The sequence below is a fragment of the Acinetobacter schindleri CIP 107287 genome (assembly GCF_000368625.1).
Classification (GTDB): Bacteria; Pseudomonadota; Gammaproteobacteria; order Pseudomonadales; family Moraxellaceae; genus Acinetobacter; species Acinetobacter schindleri.
On sequence record NZ_KB849579.1, the window covers coordinates 12,044 to 35,379 of the forward strand.

The 23,336-nt window shown below is 40.9% G+C and carries 8 protein-coding genes and 5 pseudogenes; 6 read left to right on the forward strand and 7 right to left on the reverse strand.

Translation table 11 applies throughout. The features are described 5' to 3' along the window. Positions 1-11 precede the first annotated feature (11 nt). Positions 12-1,433 carry an ethanolamine permease gene (eat, locus tag F955_RS13315; protein ID WP_004895778.1) on the reverse strand — a complete coding sequence of 474 codons (1,422 nt, stop codon included), beginning with the start codon at positions 1,431-1,433 and terminating at the stop codon, positions 12-14. A 181-nt stretch (positions 1,434-1,614) separates the two neighbouring features. Between eat and F955_RS13320 the strand changes: the two genes are divergently transcribed. After that, positions 1,615-2,619: a phosphotransferase enzyme family protein gene (locus tag F955_RS13320; protein WP_004681103.1), complete on the forward strand. Its 1,005-nt coding sequence runs from the start codon at positions 1,615-1,617 to the stop codon at positions 2,617-2,619. A gap of 98 nt (positions 2,620-2,717) precedes the next feature. Next, positions 2,718-3,752: an AraC-like transcriptional regulator QhpR gene (gene qhpR / locus F955_RS13325; protein WP_004895780.1), complete on the forward strand. Its 1,035-nt coding sequence runs from the start codon at positions 2,718-2,720 to the stop codon at positions 3,750-3,752. 68 nt (positions 3,753-3,820) lie between these two features. Here qhpR and F955_RS13330 read toward each other — a convergent pair whose 3' ends face one another. Both F955_RS13330 and F955_RS13335 read right to left on the reverse strand, forming a co-directional pair. Continuing rightward, positions 3,821-5,164, reverse strand: coding sequence for an aspartate aminotransferase family protein (locus tag F955_RS13330; RefSeq protein WP_004895783.1), 1,344 nt, complete (start codon positions 5,162-5,164; stop codon positions 3,821-3,823). A gap of 332 nt (positions 5,165-5,496) precedes the next feature. Next, positions 5,497-6,243 (reverse strand): IS5 family transposase, encoded by a 747-nt coding sequence (locus F955_RS13335; RefSeq protein ID WP_026056797.1) that lies wholly within the window; start codon positions 6,241-6,243, stop codon positions 5,497-5,499. Between the two features lie 203 nt (positions 6,244-6,446). On the opposite strand from F955_RS13335, the pseudogene F955_RS16625 reads away from it, so the two are divergent. Continuing rightward, a pseudogene (locus F955_RS16625) lies at positions 6,447-6,535 on the forward strand (transposase-like zinc-binding domain-containing protein); the annotation flags it as partial. A gap of 85 nt (positions 6,536-6,620) precedes the next feature. On the opposite strand, the gene F955_RS13340 reads toward F955_RS16625, so the two are convergent. Together F955_RS13340 and F955_RS13345 are read right to left on the reverse strand one after the other, a co-directional pair. Beyond that, positions 6,621-6,806 carry a hypothetical protein gene (locus F955_RS13340; protein WP_004895784.1) on the reverse strand — a complete coding sequence of 62 codons (186 nt, stop codon included), beginning with the start codon at positions 6,804-6,806 and terminating at the stop codon, positions 6,621-6,623. A gap of 154 nt (positions 6,807-6,960) precedes the next feature. Next, a pseudogene (locus F955_RS13345) lies at positions 6,961-7,413 on the reverse strand (LysR substrate-binding domain-containing protein); the annotation flags it as partial. A 441-nt stretch (positions 7,414-7,854) separates the two neighbouring features. Between F955_RS13345 and F955_RS13350 the strand changes: the two are divergent. From F955_RS13350 to F955_RS16635, 3 pseudogenes are all read left to right on the forward strand, one after another. Then, positions 7,855-8,091 (forward strand): annotated as a pseudogene (locus F955_RS13350) (hypothetical protein); the annotation flags it as partial. A 68-nt stretch (positions 8,092-8,159) separates the two neighbouring features. Continuing rightward, a pseudogene (locus F955_RS16630) lies at positions 8,160-9,250 on the forward strand (IS4-like element ISAba33 family transposase). 120 nt (positions 9,251-9,370) lie between these two features. Continuing rightward, positions 9,371-9,505 (forward strand): annotated as a pseudogene (locus F955_RS16635) (IS3 family transposase); the annotation flags it as partial. Positions 9,506-9,835: 330 nt separating this feature from the next. On the opposite strand, the gene F955_RS13365 reads toward F955_RS16635, so the two are convergent. Next, positions 9,836-22,216: a VCBS domain-containing protein gene (locus tag F955_RS13365; RefSeq protein WP_004895794.1), complete on the reverse strand. Its 12,381-nt coding sequence runs from the start codon at positions 22,214-22,216 to the stop codon at positions 9,836-9,838. 42 nt (positions 22,217-22,258) lie between these two features. Continuing rightward, the gene (locus F955_RS13370; protein ID WP_000265727.1) at positions 22,259-23,122 is read right to left on the reverse strand and encodes an OmpA family protein; all 864 of its coding nucleotides are present in this window, start codon (positions 23,120-23,122) and stop codon (positions 22,259-22,261) included. Positions 23,123-23,336: the final 214 nt, after the last annotated feature.

The following is a 23,336-nucleotide window of genomic DNA, read 5'->3' on the forward strand; positions in this document are numbered from 1 at the left end:
ATTTCACTCAACTATTCATCTCTGATTTCAATAGATGCAAACTCTTGTTCAGGCGTGCCTTCCACCAGATGATGTCTGCTATACAGCAGATAATACAGAATGAATAAACCATAAATTAGCGCTGCCAAACACCATACTTTTGGATTAACCATTAAACCCGCCACCACTGCAGCACAGGCCAAAACCAATGCTATACTTGAAGTGACGATGCCGCCGGGTGTTTTATATGGTCGTGCTAAATCTGGACGGGAAAAACGCAATTTAATATGCGACATCATCATCAACACATAAGAAATGGTGGCACCAAACACCGCAATCAAAATCAGCAAATCTCCTTCACCCGTTAATGACAATACAAAGCCAATTACCCCAGGAATCACAATCGCCCATTTCGGCGCTTGTTTATTATTGGTGAGCGATAATATTTTCGGTAAATAACCCGCACGCGATAGGGCAAACACTTGACGCGAATAAGCATAAATAATCGAGAAGAAGCTTGCTACTAAACCTGCTAATCCCACAAAATTCACAAAACTGGCAATCCATGAATGCTGTCCATAGACTGCAATTAATGCATCAACCAATGGTGCTCCTGAATTTTTCACTTGCTCTGCACCCATCGCACCAGCACTTAAAAACAAAATCAGCAGGGCAAATGCAGCCAGAATCAACATTGAACCAATTAAACCACGTGGTAAAGATTTGACTGGATCTTTGGCTTCTTCAGCAGCCAAAGGCACGCCTTCAACTGCAAGGAAAAACCAGATTGCAAACGGGACAGCAGCCCAAATGCCCATGTAACCGAGAGGCAAAAATGAACTCGCCCCCGCAGTATTTAGCATTACTGCAATATTAAATAAATTGGCAGCATTAAAGTGTGGAACCATTGCCACTATAAACACCAACAGCGCCACACAAGCAATTGCGGTAATGCCAAACATTATTTTCAGAGCCTCACCTGCACCTTGTAAATGAATTGCCATGAAAAACACATAGCAAAACAGATAAATCGGCCAGCCACCTATGCCAAATAAAGCTTCACAATAATTGCCAATAAAAACTGCAATTGCGGCAGGTGCGACTGCATATTCAATCAGAATTGCAGTCCCTGTAAGATAACCACCAAATTGCCCAAACGCCACTCGCGCAAAACTATAGCCCCCGCCTGCTGTTGGCAGCATGGTCGACATTTCTGACATCGACAAGCTCATGCATAGATACATAAATGCCACTACAATCGTAGCAACAAATAATCCGCCCCAACCACCTTGCGCAATACCAAAATTCCAACCTGCGAAGTCACCCGAAATCACATAAGACACCCCTAACCCCACCAACAGTAACCAACCGACGGCACCCTTTTTCAGTTGGCGTTGGGCAAAATATTCGGTGTTATCTGCGACACTCTCCGTCATTATCATTTCATTTTTCATGATGCTCGATCACCTTTTCACCAAATTCGACCACTTTAATATCGGTGAAATATCGGCTTTAAACTTGACAATAAATCATGAGCATAGTCGCTTGAAGTCAAGTTGCTCTTTTTTTTCTTTTATAAGATCAGCTCAAAGTCTGGGACTCCGCACCCAAGATCAGCATGAAAAGGAGTACAACATGAGCGTCCAACAAAATGAATATTTAAGCATTCAACAACTCTACGAATTGGCAAAAAAAGCCATGCAAACCTATCCAGCATGCTATCAAGGCGAGATCAAATTACTCTGCCAATCTGAAAATGCCACCTTTGTTGTGAAAACCGCTCAACAACAATATGCACTACGCATTCATCGTCCCAATTATCATTCCAAACAACAAATCGAAAGTGAACTAGCATGGTTAGATGCGTTAAATGCGCATGGCATCGCGGTGCCGATTGCCATTGCCGACTGTCATGGAGATAAAGTCCAAACATTGGCACTCAGTCCAGATATTTCAAGGCATGCAGTGCTCTTTCATTGGGTGAAAGGTGTAATGCCTACAGCAGATAATGTCGATCCATGTGATTTTAAGCAGTTGGGTGAAATCACAGCACAACTGCACCTGCACAGTAAAACATGGGAGATGCCAGCCTACTTCCAACGTATTGTTTGGGATCATGAAAGTATGGTTTTTGCCGATGGACATTGGGGTGACTGGCGTCATGCCCCACAGTTAAAATCGGTAGATCATGCCGTGATTGATGAGGCAATTTGCCGTGTTGCCACCGAGCTAAATCAATTTGGGAAGTCCAAAGATCACTATGGGCTGATCCATGCTGACCTCAGACTGACCAATCTGTTGTTGAATGAAAAAAAGGTTGGTGTGATTGATTTTGACGACTGCGGCATGGGCTGGTTTATGCATGACTTAGCTGCAGCAATTAGTTTTAATGAACACTATACTGCTGCACCCAAGTGGGTCGAACAATGGTTGAATGGTTATGAAAAAATTGGGCATGTGAGTGCAGAAGAGTATGCGTTGGTTCCCACCTTTATTATGCAACGTAGAATCCAATTGATGGCTTGGTTCGGTTCACATGCCTATACCGACATGGCCAAAAGTTTGGGAGCTCAATGGTCGGATGAAACTGTGCGACTTTGCAAAAAATATCTTAACAACCAAATTCCAGCAGGTATATAAAAAAATACCTGTAGGCAGAAGCAAACCGTAAAGCATTGAATGGCATAGCTCTTGCTTAATTTAGAACAATAACGGTTCTGTATTAAAAGAGGCTATGCATGATTCAATTTAATCCTCTCTCCATCAACGCTCAAGACATCAGCAACCAAGGCATTTTATCAGCTGCCGCGACAGGCCTAAGTGACTTTATTCTGCATAAAGGTGCCGATGTCGATCGCATTTTTGGGATCAGTGGTATTAATCCTGAATTATTGCTCAGCCCCACCCTCAGTTTGCAACTCACCAATTATTGCGAAGTCTTGGAACAATCCGCAAAACTATCACATTGCGATAATTTCGGACTGCATTATGGACAGCAATTTCATCCCAAAGCTTTAGGACTGATTGGCTATATTGGTTTATGTTCAGCATCGCTGGAAGATGCATTAAAGAACATGACCTCACATTTTAATCTGCATCAAAAAGATACTTTATGCCGTATGGTTGAAGTCAATGATGCCTATCGTTTCGACTACCAAGTCCAGCATGGTGCAATTTTATCGCGACGACAAGATGCCGAACTCACAGTGGGCATGTTTATGAATGTAATTCGTGAAGTCTTGGGCACACACTATTCACCACGCGAAATTCATTTTGAACACCCACGTCCCGAGTTTTGGCAAGAACACAGTAAACTGTTTAATGCATCAGTGTTTTTTGATCAGCCATTCAATTCAATTTTGATTGCCAAATCAGACCTTAAAACCGCAATGCCACAGTCAGACCCGTTGCTGCTCACCATGATGCTCGACACTTTAAAAATTCTGAATACGCAATCGCAGTCACAAACTTTAACCAATCAAGTCCGTGCACACATTCAGCAAGATTTGATTCATGGTGAACCCAACTTGGAAAAAGTTGCACTAGATTTACATATGAGTCCATGTACCTTATCACGGCGCTTAAAATCACACGACATCACCTTTACTCAACTAATTGATCAAGTTCGTTATGAACTGGCCAAACACTATATTCAACAGAAGAATTTACCGATTTCTGAAGTAGCATTTTTATTAGGCTATTCCGAAGTCAGTGCCTTTTCCCGTGCATTCAAGCGTTGGTTTGGCTGTACACCACGCCAATTACGACATTAAGTGGTAAGACATCAATAAAAAAGAAACCCCGCTCATTGAGCGGGGTTAAATATGTATGACATTTAAGTTTATTTTTGCAGTTTACTTAAGGCTTGATCCAACGCTCCAACCAACCAATCAATATCCTTTTCTTGGAACACCAATGGTGGACGTAACTTCAAGACATTGCCATATGGTCCCGCAACAGAGGTCAGCACACGATGCGTATTACGCAATTCTTCAATCAAATCCAGTGCCAGAGCTTTATCAGGCATTTTGGTGAAACGATCTTGTACCAATTCGAAACCAATAAATAAACCAGCACCACGCACATCACCAACACAGTCATACTTTTCCATCAGCTTACGCAATTCTGTCAAAAGTAGACCACCAAGGCGCTGACTATGGGCTTGTAACTCTTCTTCTTGAATAGTTTTCAGCACGGCCTGCGCCGCTGCCATCGCCACAGGATTCCCCCCAAAGGTATTGAAATAAGGGATTTTTTGACTAAAGGCAGACAACACATGATCTTTCGCGAGTAAACCTGATACTGGAATACCATTGCCCATCGGCTTGCCTGTGGTAATGATGTCGGGCACCACACCATGACGCCCAAAACCCCAAAAAGAATCGCCTGTACGAGCAAAACCAGGCTGTACTTCATCAGCAATGAAAATACCACCATTGGCATGCACTACATCCACTGCTTTTTTCAGGAAACCAGTAGGATTTGGCATTACCCCGTCTGATGAAAAAATGGAATCGGCTAAGAAGCCTGCAAACTTGATGCCATTGGCATTCATATCATCAATTTGTGCTTGAATTTGCGCGGCGAACCAGTCACCTAAATCTTCACCCTCAAAACGATATTGATCAGGTGCTGCCACCAAACGAGTTGTAGCAGCTAAGGTCTGTCCTGTACCAAGCGCAGGCGAACAGCCCGAAGTAAGATCACTAGTACCATGATAGGCTTCTTGCGACACAATAATACCCGTACCACCACTGTATTCACGGGCAATACGAATGGCCAAATCATTCGCCTCAGAACCCGTACACATATACATGGCTTTGTTAATTTCAGTCGGTGTGGTCGCTAAAAGTTCGTCGGTATAATCTAAAATGCGCTCATGTAAATAACGAGTATGTGTATTCAACATTTGCATTTGTTCATTTACGGCATTGATTACCGCAGGATGGCAATGTCCTATACTAGCGACATTGTTATAAGCATCCAAGTATTGATTGCCTGCAGCATCCCAAAGGTATTGTCCTTGCCCTTTTACAAGATGCACTGGGTTTCGATAAAACAAGCGGTAAGATTCACCTAAATTTTGGCTACGTCGATCGGTCAGTTCTCGGGTTTCAGAATCTAGTGCACTCGCATGCTCGGCACGGAAGCTATTGGTATCCATAATGGTAGATCGCGTATTCATCTACTATTCCTCTCTCACAAACTGTTTTTTAGTGCATTTGAATGATTTTTATATTGCACACTGCTCATTTTAAAGACTTGACTTTAGAGCGCGATATGTAATTTTTGAAGTCAAATCTTATAAGATAATTTCTTCACAATACGAGTGATAGGATATCTATTTGAGCACTTTTATTATGAAAAGTGAATAAATAGCCTTTAAATGAATTCGCTAAAGAAGCCTGACAAAAAATAAAGTTGAATTCCATCATCCCTAATAAATGATAAAACTACTGAAATTTATTTACAGGCTCTATATTAGGGTGTGTTGACATTTACAGCCGATAAATTGAGCTAAAGAGGCAACCATATAAATATACAAGCTAAAGCAACAGCGCTTTGATAGTTACGTTTTAGCTTATCGTATCTTGTGGCAATTCCTCTAAATTGTTTTAATCTACAAAATGCATTTTCAACTAAATGTCTGATTTTATACATATACCAGTCCATATCATCATTGCTAGATTTGGCATTTGATCTTCGAGGAATGTTTGCTTTCGTATTACTTTCTCTAATTTTCTTTCTGAAACTTTCTGAATCATAGCCTTTATCTGCACATAGCATTTCTGACTCTGTTAAATCTAATTTTGATACAAGATCAGGTGCAACCTTAATATCATGTGAAGTTCCATCTGAAATAATAAATTCAATAGGATTACCATTTGAATCGATTGCTAAATGTATTTTTGAACTATTACCACCAATACTTTTGGAAATACTTTGATTCTTAATACCAGCTGAATGTTGATGCGCTCGTACATGGCTCCCATCGATAAAAATCCACTCTTTATCAGCATGCTGGCTGAATAATTTAAAAATATTCATAAACTTACTATTTTTAGACCATCGATTATATTTCTTAAAAATAGAATTTGATTTACCAAACTCTTGAGGTAAATCACGCCAAGGACAGCCTGTTCTAATTCGAAATAAAATCGCTTCAATAAAATTCCGTAAATTTAATTTGAGATAAATATTAAAGTGACGGAAAATAGCAAGTAACTTGGACCAGTGTTGATCATTTAGCATTGTTCGAGGCATAGCGAGTGTAAAATTGGGTTTGGCGATTTAATTTTACTATCTCGCTATTTTTTTAATCAACAAATGTCAACAGACCCTAGTAATATGCATTTATCAACATACAAACTGAACTTTGAGCTATTTAGCAAAACTCATCCAATTTTTGGTGGTGTATCAAAAAGTATGCTAAAAAAAAGCAGGTTGAATTTTGATAAAATAGAGAAATGCAAATAACTCTAGAAATCAAATGTCCAACCTGCCTCAGTGACAGTATAAAAAAAATGGCATCAAAGTAGATGGGAAACAAAACTATAGCTAAATTCTAAAAACACTAGCACATGGAAACATCTGTAAAACCTCATTTCCTATGGTTTTAAGTGTGATAATAAAGTAAGTATTCAGCTATAGCTGGGCTGCATGCCTTGCATGGTTAAAATAGGTCCACCATAGACCAATAAGGCATTTTGCGCCTGTTGTTGTGTGTTTGAAGCGGTGCTAGACAGACTGGTTGCACAACCACTCATCATTACCACAGTGGAAGAAATCAGAGCCGTGAGTGCAAAAGAAATTTTATTAAAAAGCATGGGTTAAACATTTCATATTGCTAAATATTATATTTTGCTCCATACGAGCATTCGTTATAGGTATAAAACTTTAAATACAACACATCATCACTCTGACCTTAGTACTTTAAGCAAACTCTTGTCAGGCAGAATAAAGTGCTCAATATTGAACGAATTATTGCAATAACTTTAAGATGTGTTGCAAACGGACATTGTCTATATTTTCTTTATACACTGCATAAATCGGCGCAATACATGGATTGTTCGCCTTGAGTGCTTTGTAAACAATCTGCTTATTCCAAAAGTCACGAATGGCCTCAGGCACGATGGATAAACCAATCCCTGCAGCAATCAAGTTTAAACTCGAGGTTAAACGTGGCGCTTCTTGTACAATTTTGGGACTAAATCCAGCTTGGTAACAACTGGCCAAAATATTATCAAATAAATCTTGCCCCGCTAAACGTCGGTACAACACAAAATCATGCGGTTCAAGATCCAGCAAATGAATTGGTTCGGCTTGTTCAGCCAAAGGATGATTGTTGGGTAAGGCCACAATGAGTGGCTCATCTAGTATATGTAGACTGGTTAAACCAAGGCCAATCGGTGCAGGTTTGCGTAAGAACACAATGGGCTTTGTTGCATAAATATGTAAGCATCTGATTTAAATAAATTTAATTTTGGATCAAAAAATAATCAAAACTTTTAAAATCATATAGTTATGAAATCTTTGTGCAACAAAGCCATATACTTATCAAAAATTGATTCCTATTTGGTTTTAATTACCATTAAAAAAGATCAAATTTGAGCATTGTTATTGTAATAATCAACTATACTCATCCCTACTGTATTCATTGTAATCTGCTATGTGAACATCATAATAGAAACATGATATTTTTTGCCAACTCACAAATATAGCTAACTAATAGTGAGTATCTAATCGAGGAGGAAAATTTGAAACTTTCAATAATAAATAAACTTTAAAAACAAGGAAAAAATGATACCTCCTGCCATATTCAAAAACTCTAAATATACGTGAATATTGCTGTATTATTTTTATTCAATAGCACACATGGATCTGACATCTGAACTACTTTTGAAGTTTCCAGCAACACAGATAAGTACTCTAAAAAATTTCAAAAAAAGCAGAATCACCATTCATCCACAAGCGTATGGTTTCAACTTATGCTACTTAAATATGTTTAAAAATCTCACTGCAGATTTAGATATTTCTAATCGCATAAAAGAACTCCATGTGTGGAAAACTTCAGAATTTGATGGCTACTCCATTTTCAATAATATTCACCTTTGTACACGACAAAAAAAGATAACTCATTGAAATAATGGCATAATACTTGTTTTCTGACGACGAATATGATGACACATTTCAATGAGTTACATCTCATCTTAAACAAATATCTAAAGTGGAACAAGTCACATGCAAAATGTTTTACACTGATTATGCTTGCATTAATTGTAAAACAGACATGTAATCTTTCTTCTGCATCTAAAGCCTTACCCATCAAGTGCTTACCACAATCATTTTATCGACGTATACAACGCTTCTTTGCAGATCAGTATTTCGATTATCGTCAAATTTCTCAGTTAATTTTCAATATATTTTCATTCGATAAAGTCCAATTAACTTTGGATAGAACTAATTGGAAATAGGGAAAACGAGATATTAATATCTTGATGTTAGCCATCGTCTATCGTGGAATAGCGATACCTATTGTTTGGACATTGCTCAATAAACGTGGAAATTCAGATACAAAAGAGCGTATTACTTTGATTCAACGCTTTATCTCCATTTTTGGTAAAGATCGTATAGTGAATGTGTTTGCAGACAGAGAATTTATCGGTGAGAAATGGTTTACATGGTTAATTGAAAATGACATTAACTTCTGTATACGTGTTAAAAAAACTTTATTGTGACCAATCACTTAGCCAAGAATCATAAAATTAGTGATTTATTTCGTCATCTTCAAGTTGGTCAAACTGAATGTCGTAAACGACGTATTTGGGTTGGTCGAGTGAAACTGTATATTAGTGCGCTACGATTAGAAGATGGAGAGCTTTTACTTGTTGTTTCTCCTATGTTTAATGCTTCTGCTATTCGTGATTATGCATTACGCTGGGAAATCGAAACGTTATTTAGTTGTCTCAAAGGACGTGGATTCAATCTTGAAAATACTCGTTTAACAGACCCTAGACGAGTCAAGAAATTGATAGCAGTGCTAGCTATCGGTTTCTGTTGGTGCTATTTAACAGGTGAATGGCAACATGATCGGAAAAAAGCGATAAAAATAAAGAAGCATGGACGACTTTCAGTAAGTTTATTTCGCTACGGTTTGGACTATGTTCAAATGGCTATTCTACGTTTGATTGGTTTTGGAAAAAAAGAAGAATTTAAGAAAGTGCTAGCAATTTTAAGAAAGAAAAAGCCTGATAGGACAAGGATCCTATGAAATTTGCCGTGTACAGAGATCTGTGTTATAGCGTTTTAAAACATCAGACTGCCTATCAAAGAGATTATTTATTAGCCGAATAATCTCAAAACCTGATTGACTACCAAGACGGTATCTCAGGTCGCTGACTTCACATATATTAAAACTCATTCAGATTGGGTCTAAACCACATTTATTATTGATGTTTTTTCATGTGCAATTGTTGGCTGGAAAGTATCAACACGTAAGAATACAGATATGGTGCTTGATGCGCTGAGTTATGTATCGTCTTTTGAGCTTGAAGCAATGTACGATTATAAGATTAACCCGTTAGGTCAGGTGGCCTAACTTAAATAAAAAAGTCTCCGACAAACCCGGTACGGTTCAGGCATATAAAGGCTAAGAAGTGAACATAAACTCGTCTTTATTAATACATCCCGTTTATTCATGATATTGTTTCACGACTATAATAATGATGAGGAAAATCAAAACTCAAGCATTGTACTGGAATTTTGTTTTGCCATTAAATGATTTAGCGAAATTATTCACATCTAGCATAAAAATTGCCCCACGGATGGGGCAACTTTTATTCATCAACACGATAAGTTAGCCAATCGTAATTTGATGATTATTTAACAGCTCTGCAAGCGTTACATTCGAAGTTTGATGTTCTAAGACCAAAAGATCCTGATAATTTGAACCATTTGCTTCACCATCACGATCTACTTTCACGGTTGCAGATTCAGTTGCTGCATCATAGTCAACCTTAATGAATTTTTCGACTTGTGAAAGATGAGATGATGTCAAATCACTATCACTAAGCAAATCATTAAAGAATTCTGATGAGAATTGAATCGTTTCGGCATTGCTATCTGTTGCGGTAGAACCAAAACCGAAATCTGTCCAATGATCAATACCATGCCCCGCTTTGGCATCACTCGCATCTAGCACATTATAAATCAATGTATCGTGACCCTGACCCGTCGTAATGGTATCGTTACCCGCTTTGGCCACAATCACATCATCCGAACTGGTTTCAGCTACGCTGAAGCTTCTCGCTGATAATGGATTTACTCCAGATTGGGTATGAACATTTTCACTCACCAGCAAAGTGACAGCCGTACCCGATACGGTACTGGTGTATGTCACATAACCATTATTGGTTGCACTTTGTGTCCAGCCTGAACCAAGTCCAACAGTATCCTCAGCAGTACCATTGATCTTCAAGGTATGTGCCGCATCAGTCATGGTCAATACATGTGATGCTGTCAGGCTAGTGATATTATTTGCTCCATTTACAGACAAATCCAGCACTTCAACATTCTTCAGATTTGCTGCCAAAGTAGCACCTGATACAGTTTCACCAGAACGGAGCTGAATCGTATCTGTACCTGCTCCAGCATTAATACTACTTGCTGTATATAGCAAGGTATCATTACCTGTTGTAGCCCGTTGGGCCGTCATATTTACAGTAATGTTCGTAGAAACATGAGCAGATGCACTATTTCCAGCACCACTTTCAACTGTCCATGCTTCTACCCCGATTTGTGTACCTGTAGTCGCTGAATCCTGATCAGTTAAAGCTGCTTTCGCCTGTTTAAAGCCTAACTTATCTATATTGCTTTGGGTTAAACCTGTAATGGTATAAGTCGTACTTGATCCAGTTCCACTTACTGTAATTTGACTAGATGAAATCTGTACACCATCGATATAAAAAGAGGCATATTGACCCAGACCTGTGAGTTTAATGGTCATAGTTTCAGTACTGCTGTCATTTGCAACTTCTGAAACTTTTGGATCATGCATCGATGCATTCAGGTTAAGTGGAATAATCTCATTTTCTTTACCGAAAGTTTGAGTCGGTTTGATATCAACGCCATTGGCTACGGCATTAACCACCAAATCTCCAATGTCTTTGGTTTCAGTTAAAGGAGATAAGCTACTTTCACCAGAAGTTACAACCAACTGTAAGTTTTCAACAGTACCACTCCAGTGTATCGGCGGTAATATCGCAACATAAACTGGTAGTCCACCACTTTCTGAGAGTACCCAAGTGTTGGTTGTGCCATCACCACCTGCATTACTTGCAAGCGTTGCGGATGCCGCATCATTTCCGACATAAACCAAGAAGCCATTTGGAACATCAGATAGCAAAATTGCACCATAAGACTCTGAACCATCTGAATCGTTCAAACTCACGCTTAGTCCACCTGCACCAGTCAGCTCAATTGCATTGGCTTTAGTTGCCAGTTCTGACTCATTACCAATAAAGTTTTGTGAAACAACATTTACACCATTATTGATCAGTTGAACTTCCACAGAACCCGTGACACTGACTGCTTTAACATCTGCACCGTCTTCTTGTACGTTTGCATAAGCAGTAAATGATACATTACCTGGTACAGTTTTCTCACCATTTGGCATGGTATACGTTAAGTCTACTGTTCCGCCATTTTCACCAATGTCAATGACGTAGAAATCACCATCAGTTGTACCATCACCATCAATATCTACACTTTGTAAAACAAGTGGTGTTGTACTACCCGTGATGTATAGCTGACCACCTTCCATGGCATCGGTTGTATCAGCAGCATTGACCTGCACATACATTTTACCATCGACAACCTTACCAAAACTTCCATCGGCAGGGTCGAGTGTAATAGAACTTGTGATTGCTGTCGCACCCTCACCCACCATACTATCTCCAGACATGGTGAATATCGGATTATCCGTCACAGGAGCGATTGGAATCGTCATGTCTTGAATCGTTGCCTCTTCGGTAGCGCCACCCAAGACCGAAGTCGTAAGTGTCGCATCGAAATGGAACTGTCCAGATTGACCATTATCATTCCAGTCTGCTGGTGGCGTGATCACAATACTGTCTAACAGATTTTGCAAAGCAGCTTCGGCTTCGGCATCAGTGGCATTCGGATCTACCGTAACACTTGCTGTCCATACTGGGGTATCAGGGTTACCATCATTATTTGTATCGATCATGGTTTGTACCATACCATTGACGATTGTACCTGCTGGTAAATCTTTCAAGGTGACAGTAAACAAGTTGCTTGCCGAATTATCCTGAATGGTAATGGCTTGATCTACCACATCGCTTAATTTAAATGGTGTATCTTCCGTAGCAGATGCATCATTATATTGCCATTGGTCAATAAGCGGTGCTTTACTGCCTGGAGCCTCAGCAAAATCTGTATTTAGATACCATGTCACTGAATCAGATTTGATGTCTGTTATAGCAGTCAAATCAGACCCTAGATCTTGTGTCTGTACAGTTATCTTAATCGGATGGTCTGTTAAGCCATCCGCGTCGGAACCAATCTTGAAAGTGACTGGTACATCAATACCACCCTGTGCGTTGATTGAAGGTGCATTATTTGCCTGATAGACCAGTACCCATGTACCAGCACCTATCTGTTGAACATTTGCACCTTGTACAGTTACACCCTCTGGCACATTTTCGATCAAGATACGAACCACGTGTTCACTGCCATCATGGTCAATCGAAGCGACGTTCAGACTAACGGTCACAGTATCCGTTGCAGTGAGCGTTGCGGTGTCTGGAGTAGCATCATCATTTTCATGTTGATCTGATGATGAAGTGGTATTGCTTATTCCAGAAATACCAGTAACAGATAACTCAACAGCATCGGTAACTGCACTCGCCGTTAATTTTAATTCTCCATCTTTAACCACCGTGTCCGCTGGTGCGGTTTGCACCGAACCATAATGATTATCGGTCACTTCATATTTGTAAGTGAAGAAGCCCTGATCACCATCAAGCTGATCACCACCTTTAGCTGCAAGGGTTTGAGCTTGTTCAGCAGTCAGTTTATAGTAAGTCTTCCCATCAATCATTTCAGTTGGTAAGCCTGCATTACTTAAAAGAACAGCCGATGTGCCAGTACCCAGATATAAAGTATAGTTTGCTCCTGCCGCCTGATCCTGTGCAATCCAAACATGTCCCAAAGTTTCGTCATTGTCACCATTTACATGAACAATGCCAAAATTCAGGGTCGTAATTTCATCTTCAACCAGTGTCGCACTGGTCGTTGCTTCTGCTTCGGCAGAAGGTGTCACTATGAAATTAACATCAGTTAATGCACCAGTTTTGGAATCACCATCATTTTCAGTAGAAACGCCTGCAACTTTGAAATTCACATTGCCACTGTAATTCTCTGGTACTGTGATAAATACATTATTTAAATCTGTTGGTTTAATCACCCAGACACGTTCTTCACCTGTGCCAGTGACCAAAACAGTGGCTGGTCCACCCAGATTGAAATCTTTGGCTAAGCCAGTGATACGAAGGGTAAAGCTTTCTGAGCCATCTGTATTATCAATCGATGAAACATTTTCAATCAAATTAGAGAGTGACACTTTATGCTGGGCAGTACCATCCAGATTAGCTTCAGTGGTTGTATAAGACTGTACACCAGACTGATTACTGTCATAATCTTTTAAGGTAACTGTCGGTGTATCTGCTACACCATAAACTGTAACAGGTATAGACAACACGCTTGATCCAGAAGATGTCTGGTTACCATCTGTCGTCGTCGCAGTAACACTTAAGGTAAAGTTTTCATTGCTGTTAAAAGGTGGAGTAATCGTCAGTGGCGTAGATGTACTAAAGTTAGAGATCGTGACTGAACCGTTAGTAATCGTTCGTTCTACACCGCCATAGATAATTTTTGCACCATCAGGAATATCTGAAATGGTGATATTAAAGGTTTCTGATGGATCAGAACTTCTTGGCGTAATCGACAGTGGGATTGGCGTATCTTCCAAACCAATCGCACGACCATTTAATGACAAGGTATTAATACCATCAGCAACAGGTGCGATGATAATATCTTCTAACCAAGCCTCACCTGATACTGCTGTCGCTGGTGTGCCAGTCCCTTCATTGTCATCATCATAGTCTACTGTATAAGCTTCAACTTTGATTTTGAAAGTACCCGATACATTTTCAGGAGCCAAGAACTGTAATGTTGACAATGCACTAACAGGTACATCAATTGGTGTGCCTGTATAAGTCGCAGTATGTTCACCATCGGAATCAGTCCATTTGAATTGTGATCCGATGACTGTCGCATAGCTATCCCCTGAAACTAACTCAGGAGTTAAATGTGCATAAGTCAGTTCATCTGCGTCCTGATTCGTCCAGCCATTGGCAAGGTTAAATCCACTCTCAGTACCCAGTGTATACCATGTGTCTTCTGCACCTGCTGTCGTGTAAGTGTGACCACCTGTCATGGTCAGGTCAGCTGTACTATCTTTGTCAGAATCACCTGAACCAGAAAGATTACCCACGATTTCAGCAACAGGATTTACAGTGACTTTTACTGGCAATGCTACAGTCTTGGTATCTGTATCAGAACCATTGGTATCTGTTGATGTAACACTCACTTGAATGGTTGCATCTTGACTACTGTGTGCTGGCGGCAAAATTGTGAAACCATCCAAGATAGCCTCACGCTGTGCTTCACTCAAATTGTTGTCAAAAGTGATGGTATATGGGGAGCTGCTCGAACCATCTCCACGAGTATTCCATCCTCCGTTATTGGTTGGAGCAATCACGAACCAACTTGTCGGAATTTCAAATGCGACTTCTGTAATAACTTCTGTACCTGTATCTGTACCTGTATCCGTCACTCTTACATTTTGCAGGAAAGCAACTGCTGTGTCTTCATTGGTAGAAACATCACCTGCTGCGACATCACCTGCTACTGGCGTAACATGTAGATTTAAATAAACACTGTCAGTAATTTTAGTTACAGTAGTCGGCCCATTACCTACACCATCACTATCTTGGTCCTGCGCATGTAGCGTGATCTGGATATTGTTAATGTCACCACTAAAGTCTTTTGGTGGTGTCACTGTAATCGATGGTAAGCTTGGTGAAACGCCATTGTAATTATTTGGAATGTCTATTCGATAGCCATTCGACGATTCTGTTGCAGTAATGGTGTGAGGCTGTCCACTTACAGTTAAGGTTGTACCTTCTGGTAACCCCATAATGGTCATCCAGCGTTGCTCACTACCATCGGTGTCGGCAATCGAATTACCATCGTCACCAGTCGCCAATGTCACTTGCAACAAATTAGTCAAATTAAGTGCAGTATCTTCCTCAATCTCTTTAATCACAGGTGTCGTACTGTCTGTATCAACAAAACTAGTGCCATCTGAAATTTTCAGATCAATACCGTCCGTAACCGCCTGAACATTGACCACGACTGTTGCAGTACTGGTTGCACCGTTAACACCAGAAACTTTAGCACCGCTATCCTCAACTTCATAACTGGTTACACTTACCGTTACGGTAAAATTGGCATGACTTTCCGCAGGTGGTAAAACCTTTAATGCTTCAAACTCAGCAGACGTCATCTCCAAAGCACCTGTTGGCTTGGTTTCATCAGTCGGATGATTAACATCGGTTAACCAAATGGAGATATTGCCGCCATTCGATGTGAATAATGTAGTATCAGTACCAGATAAGAGCGCTGCGCCAGCAGGAATACCGCTTAAGGTAATCACGCCTAGACGTTCTGGGCTATCACCCGTTGTTGTATTGCCATTTTGATCAGTATTATCGGTTACAACTGGTGCTTTTAAGCCTAAACTTACCGCTGTATCTTCTGGGGTTTCAACCTCATCATCCACAACAGTTAAGGTAGGAGCATCTGCGACTGGATTTACATTTACAGTCACATTGGTTGTTGTGGTTTGCCCACTGTCATCAGTAACTAATACTTTAAATGTATCGGGACTGGTCGAAGAGCTTCCATCATAGTTACTATAGTTATCGGCAGGTTTATAAGTAATTCGACCAGCCTCATCTACAGTCACAGTGCCATGTGCAACACTGAAACTTTTGCTTCCATTACCGTTATCTGTTCCAGCAATGGTATTACCATTCGCATCCTGAATGGTAATATTCTCAAGTCGTGAATCAGCTGAGGTGGTGAACGGACCATAACTATGATCCTCATCCATCGTGATCACAATCTCAGTTTTTGGTGCATCATCAATCACTTGAACAACGAAACTACCAGATGCCGTATCGCCATCACCATCTTTGGCAATAAAGTCAAAATTCAGATTCAATGGTGTAGTAGGACTTGGATGGTTTAATGAACCCAATAGTTCAAAGGTATATTTGCCTGCAGTCGTATCCAAAGTGACTTTGAACACATCACTGCCGCCACGCTTGGCTGTCAGTACGTTACCTGCCGTATTAATACTAAAGCTTATACCGCTATTACCTGTACTATCTAGCACTGCCTTTAAAGCAGTTTGATTTGCAGCAAAGCTTAAACCACCGCCATTACCTGAACCGTCCTGACCATAACTCACACTCAAATTGCCTTCTGCGGTGAGTAACGATGTGTTTGGTTCACTTCCTGTCGCTAGACCTTTTTCATCTACAGAAGTTACTGCTGGCTCAGAACCAATTGATGGCCCATCATCCTTAAAGATAAAACGATCACCTACCGCAACAGGATCACTGGTGACCGCATCACCATCACCATCTGTAGCAGTTGCAGTTAGGGTAATTAAACCTGCATTGCTGATAGAAAGACTTTCATCATAAGAAGAACCGCCCACTGGATGTTTAAGTGCTTCTGATTGAGTTAAGGTAACAGCACCCGTGGTCGGATCAATGGAGATACGAAATACCACATCGCCTGATGCACTACCCGCACGTCCTTCAATCTGATTACCTACTTTATACAGCAAGACATTTTGGCCGCTGGTGGTATCTAATCCGCTATCCACACCATTGGAACTAATGTTAAGTGCATAAATCAACGCATTACTTGTAGCTTGACCATCTGCACCATACACAGGGGTGAATACATCTTTGACAAAATTAGCATCTGTAGCTGAAACAGAACCTGAGACAAAATTAGTTTCATCAACAGTTACACGACCAACATTTGCATCGTTCTCACTGATTTTAGGTTTATCGTCAACAATCGTAATTGTCACTGTATTGGTAACCGTATTGCCATATTGGTCTACAGCAGTGTAAGTGAAGCTATTGGTTTCATTGCCTGCTAAATCTTTGGTTGCTGAAGTTAAAGTAAAGCTATAAGTACCATTTGAATTGACGGTATACGTTCCATTTGCTGTAGTGCCAGTTGTTGCGATTGCCGTCCAGCCAGTCTGTAAGTTGAGATGACCCGTAGCAATATTGCTATTACTGGTTGCATCTGTTCCCGCAGGCTGACTACCATTGGCATCAATCCCATCCTCACGTACGCTACCCACTGTAGTTAATGGATTGGCTGTAACATCCTGCACATTAATGGTAAGGGTAGATGTTTTTAAGTCACCATCAGCATCACGCACTGTATAAGTAAATACATCCTGTGCATTGGCTGTTATTTTGTTTGGATCCGCTTTATAGCTATAACTACCATTGGCATTTAATGTAAGCGTACCATAATCACCTGTGATGCTTGTTCCTACTCCAGTACTCGAAGTTGTACCTGTATTGCCTTTAGCAACACCGACTACACCGCCACCAATAGCCCAACCATCTGCGCCTGACTGGTCGTTAGAAAGTACACCACTGGCTGCATCTTTGGTCAAAAGCGCGCCTTCTGTAACACTTCCTGTATCCGCTACGGTGATTGGTGCATCATCAACAATATTGATGACCAAATTCCCTGCTGTTGCACTATCTCCATCAGCATCCTTGATTTCAACAGCGAAAGTAGCTGTTGTATTATCGCCACTCGTTTTTGCAGGCAAGGTATAACTATAATAAATCGTACCCGTTCCAGTTGCTGCATTGTATTCATAACGCGCAGTTAGACCATCTGAAAAGCTCTGATTCGTGGTAGTTAAAGTATGCCCACCCAGCTTGATTGCATCACTGACTGCCAGACCGTCTGGAGAGGTAAAGCTAATTGTGCCACTGGTGGTTTCTTTATTAGTTGAAGCTTCTGTACCACCATTTAAACCAGATTCATAGACTGTCGTTGTTGCACCACCAGCCATTGGTATTGTGCTGGTCGGGGTTGCATCAGCAATAGTGATTGTCAATTGTGCTGTTGCTTTGTCGTTATCGCCATCCGTTAAAGTATAAGTAAATACGTCACTTACACCACCAGCTGAACCTGCATTACGTGCATAACTATAGCTACCATCGGAATGAATCGTTAATGTGCCATATTGACCACTAACTTGATAGTTTCCAACTGGATTAATCGTGACATCTGCCCCACCAGCAGTATCTGATTTTACTGTAGTTACTCGTGCGCCATCTGCACCTTTCGTGTCGTTGCTGACCACATTACCAGTAACTACTGCCAAACTACCTACAGGAATGCTATTGCTATCATTCACAGCAGTTGGAACATCATCAATCACTTGTACAACCAGACTACCTGTTGTGGTTACCCCTCCTGCATCTGTGACACTCAGTGGAATGCCACTCAGAAGTAAATCATCATTTCCAACAGCGCTATGTGTCTGGGCGTTGTTCAAAGTATAGGTATAACTCAAACTACCTGAAGTTGGGATACCACCTACACTGCTATTTGCCGTAAAACCATTTAGAACGATGGTTCCACCAGCGACGTTGATCGCTGCCGATGGGTTGCTGCTACTCAGTGATTGTAATTGTGAAAGGCTAAAGGTCTGTCCGCCTATGTTAATACTGCTTAAGCCATCTCCTGCATTGATCTGAATCGTTCCACTGGCAGATTCGCTCGCTGCACTTGCATTGCTACCTGTACTTAGACCACTTTCATACACTGTAATCTGACCACCAACATTGTTTCCGTTCTCATCGTTCGGTGTAATGCTTGGTACGCCATCAGTATGTCCGTTAATGGTGATGGTTAATGTTGTGGTACTCCAGTCCCCATCTGCATCTTTAATGGTGTAGCTAAATGTTTCTGTGAGCTTGCCTCCATCTTTTAATGCATTCACGGTTGCATTATTTGGGTCAACGGTATAGCTGTAACTACCATCGCTATTGAGTATCAGTGTGCCGTAGTCACCTGCAAGTCCTGTTCCACCAACATTACCTGTTTGTTCTGTTGTTGAGCTTCCTTTGCTGACTCCTGTCACTTGTGTTGCATCTGCACCTAAACTGTCAGCAACATCTGTGCTGTTGCTACTGCCACCTGTGATCACGTTTCCTTCAAGTGCTGCACCGTCTTCTGTCACTGTGCCTGTGTCAGCTTTGGCTTCTGGGGCGGTATCTGTGATGAGAATGACCAGATTCGTCGCTGCTGAGCTTTCATTGGCATTGTCTGTCACTATAATTGGGAAAGTATCGCTTACGCTAGTATCACCACCGCTGTGGTTTTTGCTGGTGCCACTTTGTTGGTAGCTATAACTGACTTTGCCTGTTACTGGATCATAGTCGGTAAGGGTCAGTGTTCCTTGTGTACCTATGATTGTTTTTGGTGTGGTCGGGGATAGACCCAAGAGTTCGCTGGTCAGAATGGTCGTGCCACCAATCGTGATAGATTTCAGTCCATCTGCTGCGTTGACGGTAAACTCGCCTTGTACTGGGGTCGTTGCATTTTCGGCAATGCTGTTCGCACCAAGCGCTGATCCATTATGATCAGTGATAACCACGTTAGGTGCGCCATCGGTATGTCCGTTAATGGTGATGGTAATGGTCGCTGTCGATTTATCTCCATCTCCATCGGTAATGGTGTAGCTAAATACGTCTTGGAGGCTTTGGTTATCTTTAAGGGCATTTACATCCGTATTGTTATTATTTAATTGGTAGGTGTAACTACCGTCAGCACGGAGAATTAATGTTCCGTATTCTCCATTCACTGCTGTATTCAATGCGCCATTTGCTACGTGTTCACCTGACGCAACTGTTCCAGCCTGTACTCCACTGACGTTAGCTTTGTCTGCGCCTTGGGTATCAGCTGTATCTCCACTAGATACGCCTCCTGTCAGTACGTTGCCACTGACTGGATTAGGGACGCTGTCTTCTGTAATGCTATTCGTGTCAGGCTTCGCAACAGGTGCGTCATCTATAATATTAATAACCAGATCACCCGAAGCTGTTTTATCGCCATCGATATCTGTCACTTCCACTGCAAATGTTGCATTGGTATTATCACCTGACGTATTCGCAGGAAGTCTGTAGCTATAGTGGATAGTACCTGTACCAGTTGCCGAATTGTATTCATAGCGTGCAGTTAAACCATCCGAGAATGTTTGATCTGCTGTCGTTAGGGTATGTCCACCTAACTTCACTGCATCTTGAGAAGCCAAACCATCTGGAGAGGTAAAAGCAATTGTACCGCTTGTTGTTTCCTTATCAGTAGATGCTTTAGAGCCACCATTATTCAAACCTGATTCATAGACTTTGGTACTCTCTCCATCGCTCGAAGGAAGCGTAACAAGAGGCGCACTATTGCCAATGACTAATGTCAAGCTAGCTGTTGAGCTATCCCCATCACCGTCAACCAATGTATAAGTAAATACCTCATTTACACCGCCCGGCGTACCTTCATGACGCTCGTAACTATATTCACCTGTGGTCTTATTGAGTATTAGAGTACCATACTGCCCTTCGATCGTCAGCGTTGTGCCATCATCTGTTACCACGTTAGCAGATACATTATCACTAACCACTGTGGAGATGCTCACTCCATCGGCACTAATTTTGTCTGCACCTGAAGCCCCACTACTCGTACCAACACCCGTCAGTACATTTCCAGTTTCAGGGGTAAATTGATTAGCAGCCACATTATCGATGTCGTTTTTGGCAAGTGGTGCATCATCAATAATGCTAATGACTAGACTGCCACTGCTCACAATATTACTTTGATCTGTCACAGATATACCGACTTCTTCCAGAAAGTTATCGGTGTGTGATGCATCGTTGGTAACAGGTTGATCTAGTTCATATTCATAAGTAATGGTGCCACCCGTAGATACGCCATTAAATTCCTGACCATTTGGCGTATAGTCAGTAATGATGATCTTGCCATGAGGCGTGTTGATAATAATCGGTGTAGTTGAGGCATTTTCCAGATCTGTTAGCAAAATATTGGTATCACCAACCGTAACAGACTTTACGCCATCACCAGCCCCAATCGTAATACTACCCGTTTCTTTATTTGAACCCGATGTATCAGTTAAACCCTGTTCATATACAGTAACATGCCCCTGTTCAATTAATGTATCAGTAGTATTGTTCGGATTTTCACTGCCGCCATTTTCATCTTTTATGCTAATCGAAGGATTTGCATCAGGTGTAATTGTGATTACCAATTCCGCTGAAGCGGTTCCACCCTGGCCATCACTAATTGTATAAGCAACTGTTGGAACGGTGCCATTCCAGTTAGTCGCAGGGACAAAGTGATAAGTTCCATCGGCATTGAGCGTTAGCTCGCCAATTTTATCAATTGTAACGGTTTGGCCTGCATTATAGCTTTTACCCTCCACAACAAATTGAGTAACTGTGATTGCGTTTCCATCAGGATCACGATCATTAGTTAAAACATTGCCATTAACTGGGGTATCTTCAACACCTGTAATTTCATCCTTAACGGCGATTGGCCATGCGTTTTTATCCCCTCCACCGCCACTTCCTGCGGCTGCAATGATGCCACCAATAACAGCACCACCACCAATAATCCATGGCAGTAAAGACCCACCTGCCGCACTAGCAGGTAATAAGACCTCAAGCCCAGGTATTCCCTTAAAACCAGAAACACCATCAAACCAGTATAAGATACAACCATCTTCTTCAAAAACCAGATCAGAATCAACTTTGTCATATACGACAAAGAAGTTTTCGATAAGGACAGTTTCACCATTATTTAACTTTAAAATCAGGTTATTGCCATCACGTAAAAACTCTGCTACATCATTACGATGCATTTTGGTATGGACAATTGATGCTTCTGTTAAAGTGATATGTTGCGTGTTGATAGATACTTTATTTAAAGAATCTTTTTCTACTACAATAAAATTTGTCATGTTCTGTGTGGCCTATATTCGTTGAAACTTTTAAATGCTGAATTACTTGGTAATGCCCGTAATTTGTACCGTCACGCGACGATCGGGCTGTAAACATGCTTTTAGTGCTTCACGAGATTTAACCGTAGGACAGCCGTCCGTGACTGGTTGATTCTTCCCTGCACTTGCCACCGAGATAATATTTGCGGATACGCCATTTTGAACAAGCAGACTACGTACAGTTTCAGCACGATTCTGACCAAGTTTTTGGTTATAAGTTTCGCTTCCTAGACGATCCGTATGACCGACCAATATGATCTTACTGACAGAAACAAAACCTGTTGAAATTTTTGATGCTACGTCCTGAACTTCCTGACGGCCTTTAGGCAATAAATCATTTAAAGATGAACCATCAAATTTAAATAATGTATCGGCTGCCAAATCAATTGTTTCAGTATGCTCAACAGGAGCAACGACAGGCTTTTGAGCTGCTGGCTGTTGTCTACAAGCCAAAGGATGACCATTATTTGAAATAAAAGGTACACCAGCAGCATCTACAGAAAGAATAAAGTTACGATCTTTTAATTGATCTGGCCGCAAGTCGACATCGCAACTCTGACAATTTTTTTCGCCGCTACAATTTTTAACTTTGAAATTATAAACTTCTGGTTTTAAATAATACTTTGCCGTATTATTGATATAGAATTTACCTGATTCAATACTGTCAATATAGAAATGAATTGGGCAACTCTGTTCATCTCTTGTATCCCCTGCGCATAATTTAGCATCTCTGTTGACATTGATCTCCTGATTATAACCTTGCTTATTATTTTGAAACCGTAAAGCAGAAGGCTTTGAGTAAGGATCAGATGCACAAGAGGCTACCACCAATGAAATTACAGTAGTTAAAAGCGATAATTTCCACATGAACAACCCTTGGTAGACTTAATGTATTATTAGATTTATATGACATATTTACGCGAATCTCAACTTTTTAAGTCTTTGAAATAAAAAGGACATAACCCAATTTAATTTTCGACTAAGAAAAGCAAAGCAAGTTATGTCCATTTACGAATTTATCATTTCTGTATTTTTAATCATAGAGCAATTTTACTCAGCGATTGTCAAGAGGTGGTCCCAC

Bases quoted from the DNA above. Each gene is read 5' to 3' on its own strand.
- eat (WP_004895778.1), bottom strand. From the start codon at position 1,433: ATGAAAAATGAAATGATAATGACGGAGAGTGTCGCAGATAACACCGAA.
- F955_RS13320 (WP_004681103.1), top strand. From the start codon at position 1,615: ATGAGCGTCCAACAAAATGAATATTTAAGCATTCAACAACTCTACGAA.
- qhpR (WP_004895780.1), top strand. From the start codon at position 2,718: ATGATTCAATTTAATCCTCTCTCCATCAACGCTCAAGACATCAGCAAC.
- F955_RS13330 (WP_004895783.1), bottom strand. From the start codon at position 5,164: ATGAATACGCGATCTACCATTATGGATACCAATAGCTTCCGTGCCGAG.
- F955_RS13335 (WP_026056797.1), bottom strand. From the start codon at position 6,243: ATGCCTCGAACAATGCTAAATGATCAACACTGGTCCAAGTTACTTGCT.
- F955_RS13340 (WP_004895784.1), bottom strand. From the start codon at position 6,806: ATGCTTTTTAATAAAATTTCTTTTGCACTCACGGCTCTGATTTCTTCC.
- F955_RS13365 (WP_004895794.1), bottom strand. From the start codon at position 22,216: ATGACAAATTTTATTGTAGTAGAAAAAGATTCTTTAAATAAAGTATCT.
- F955_RS13370 (WP_000265727.1), bottom strand. From the start codon at position 23,122: ATGTGGAAATTATCGCTTTTAACTACTGTAATTTCATTGGTGGTAGCC.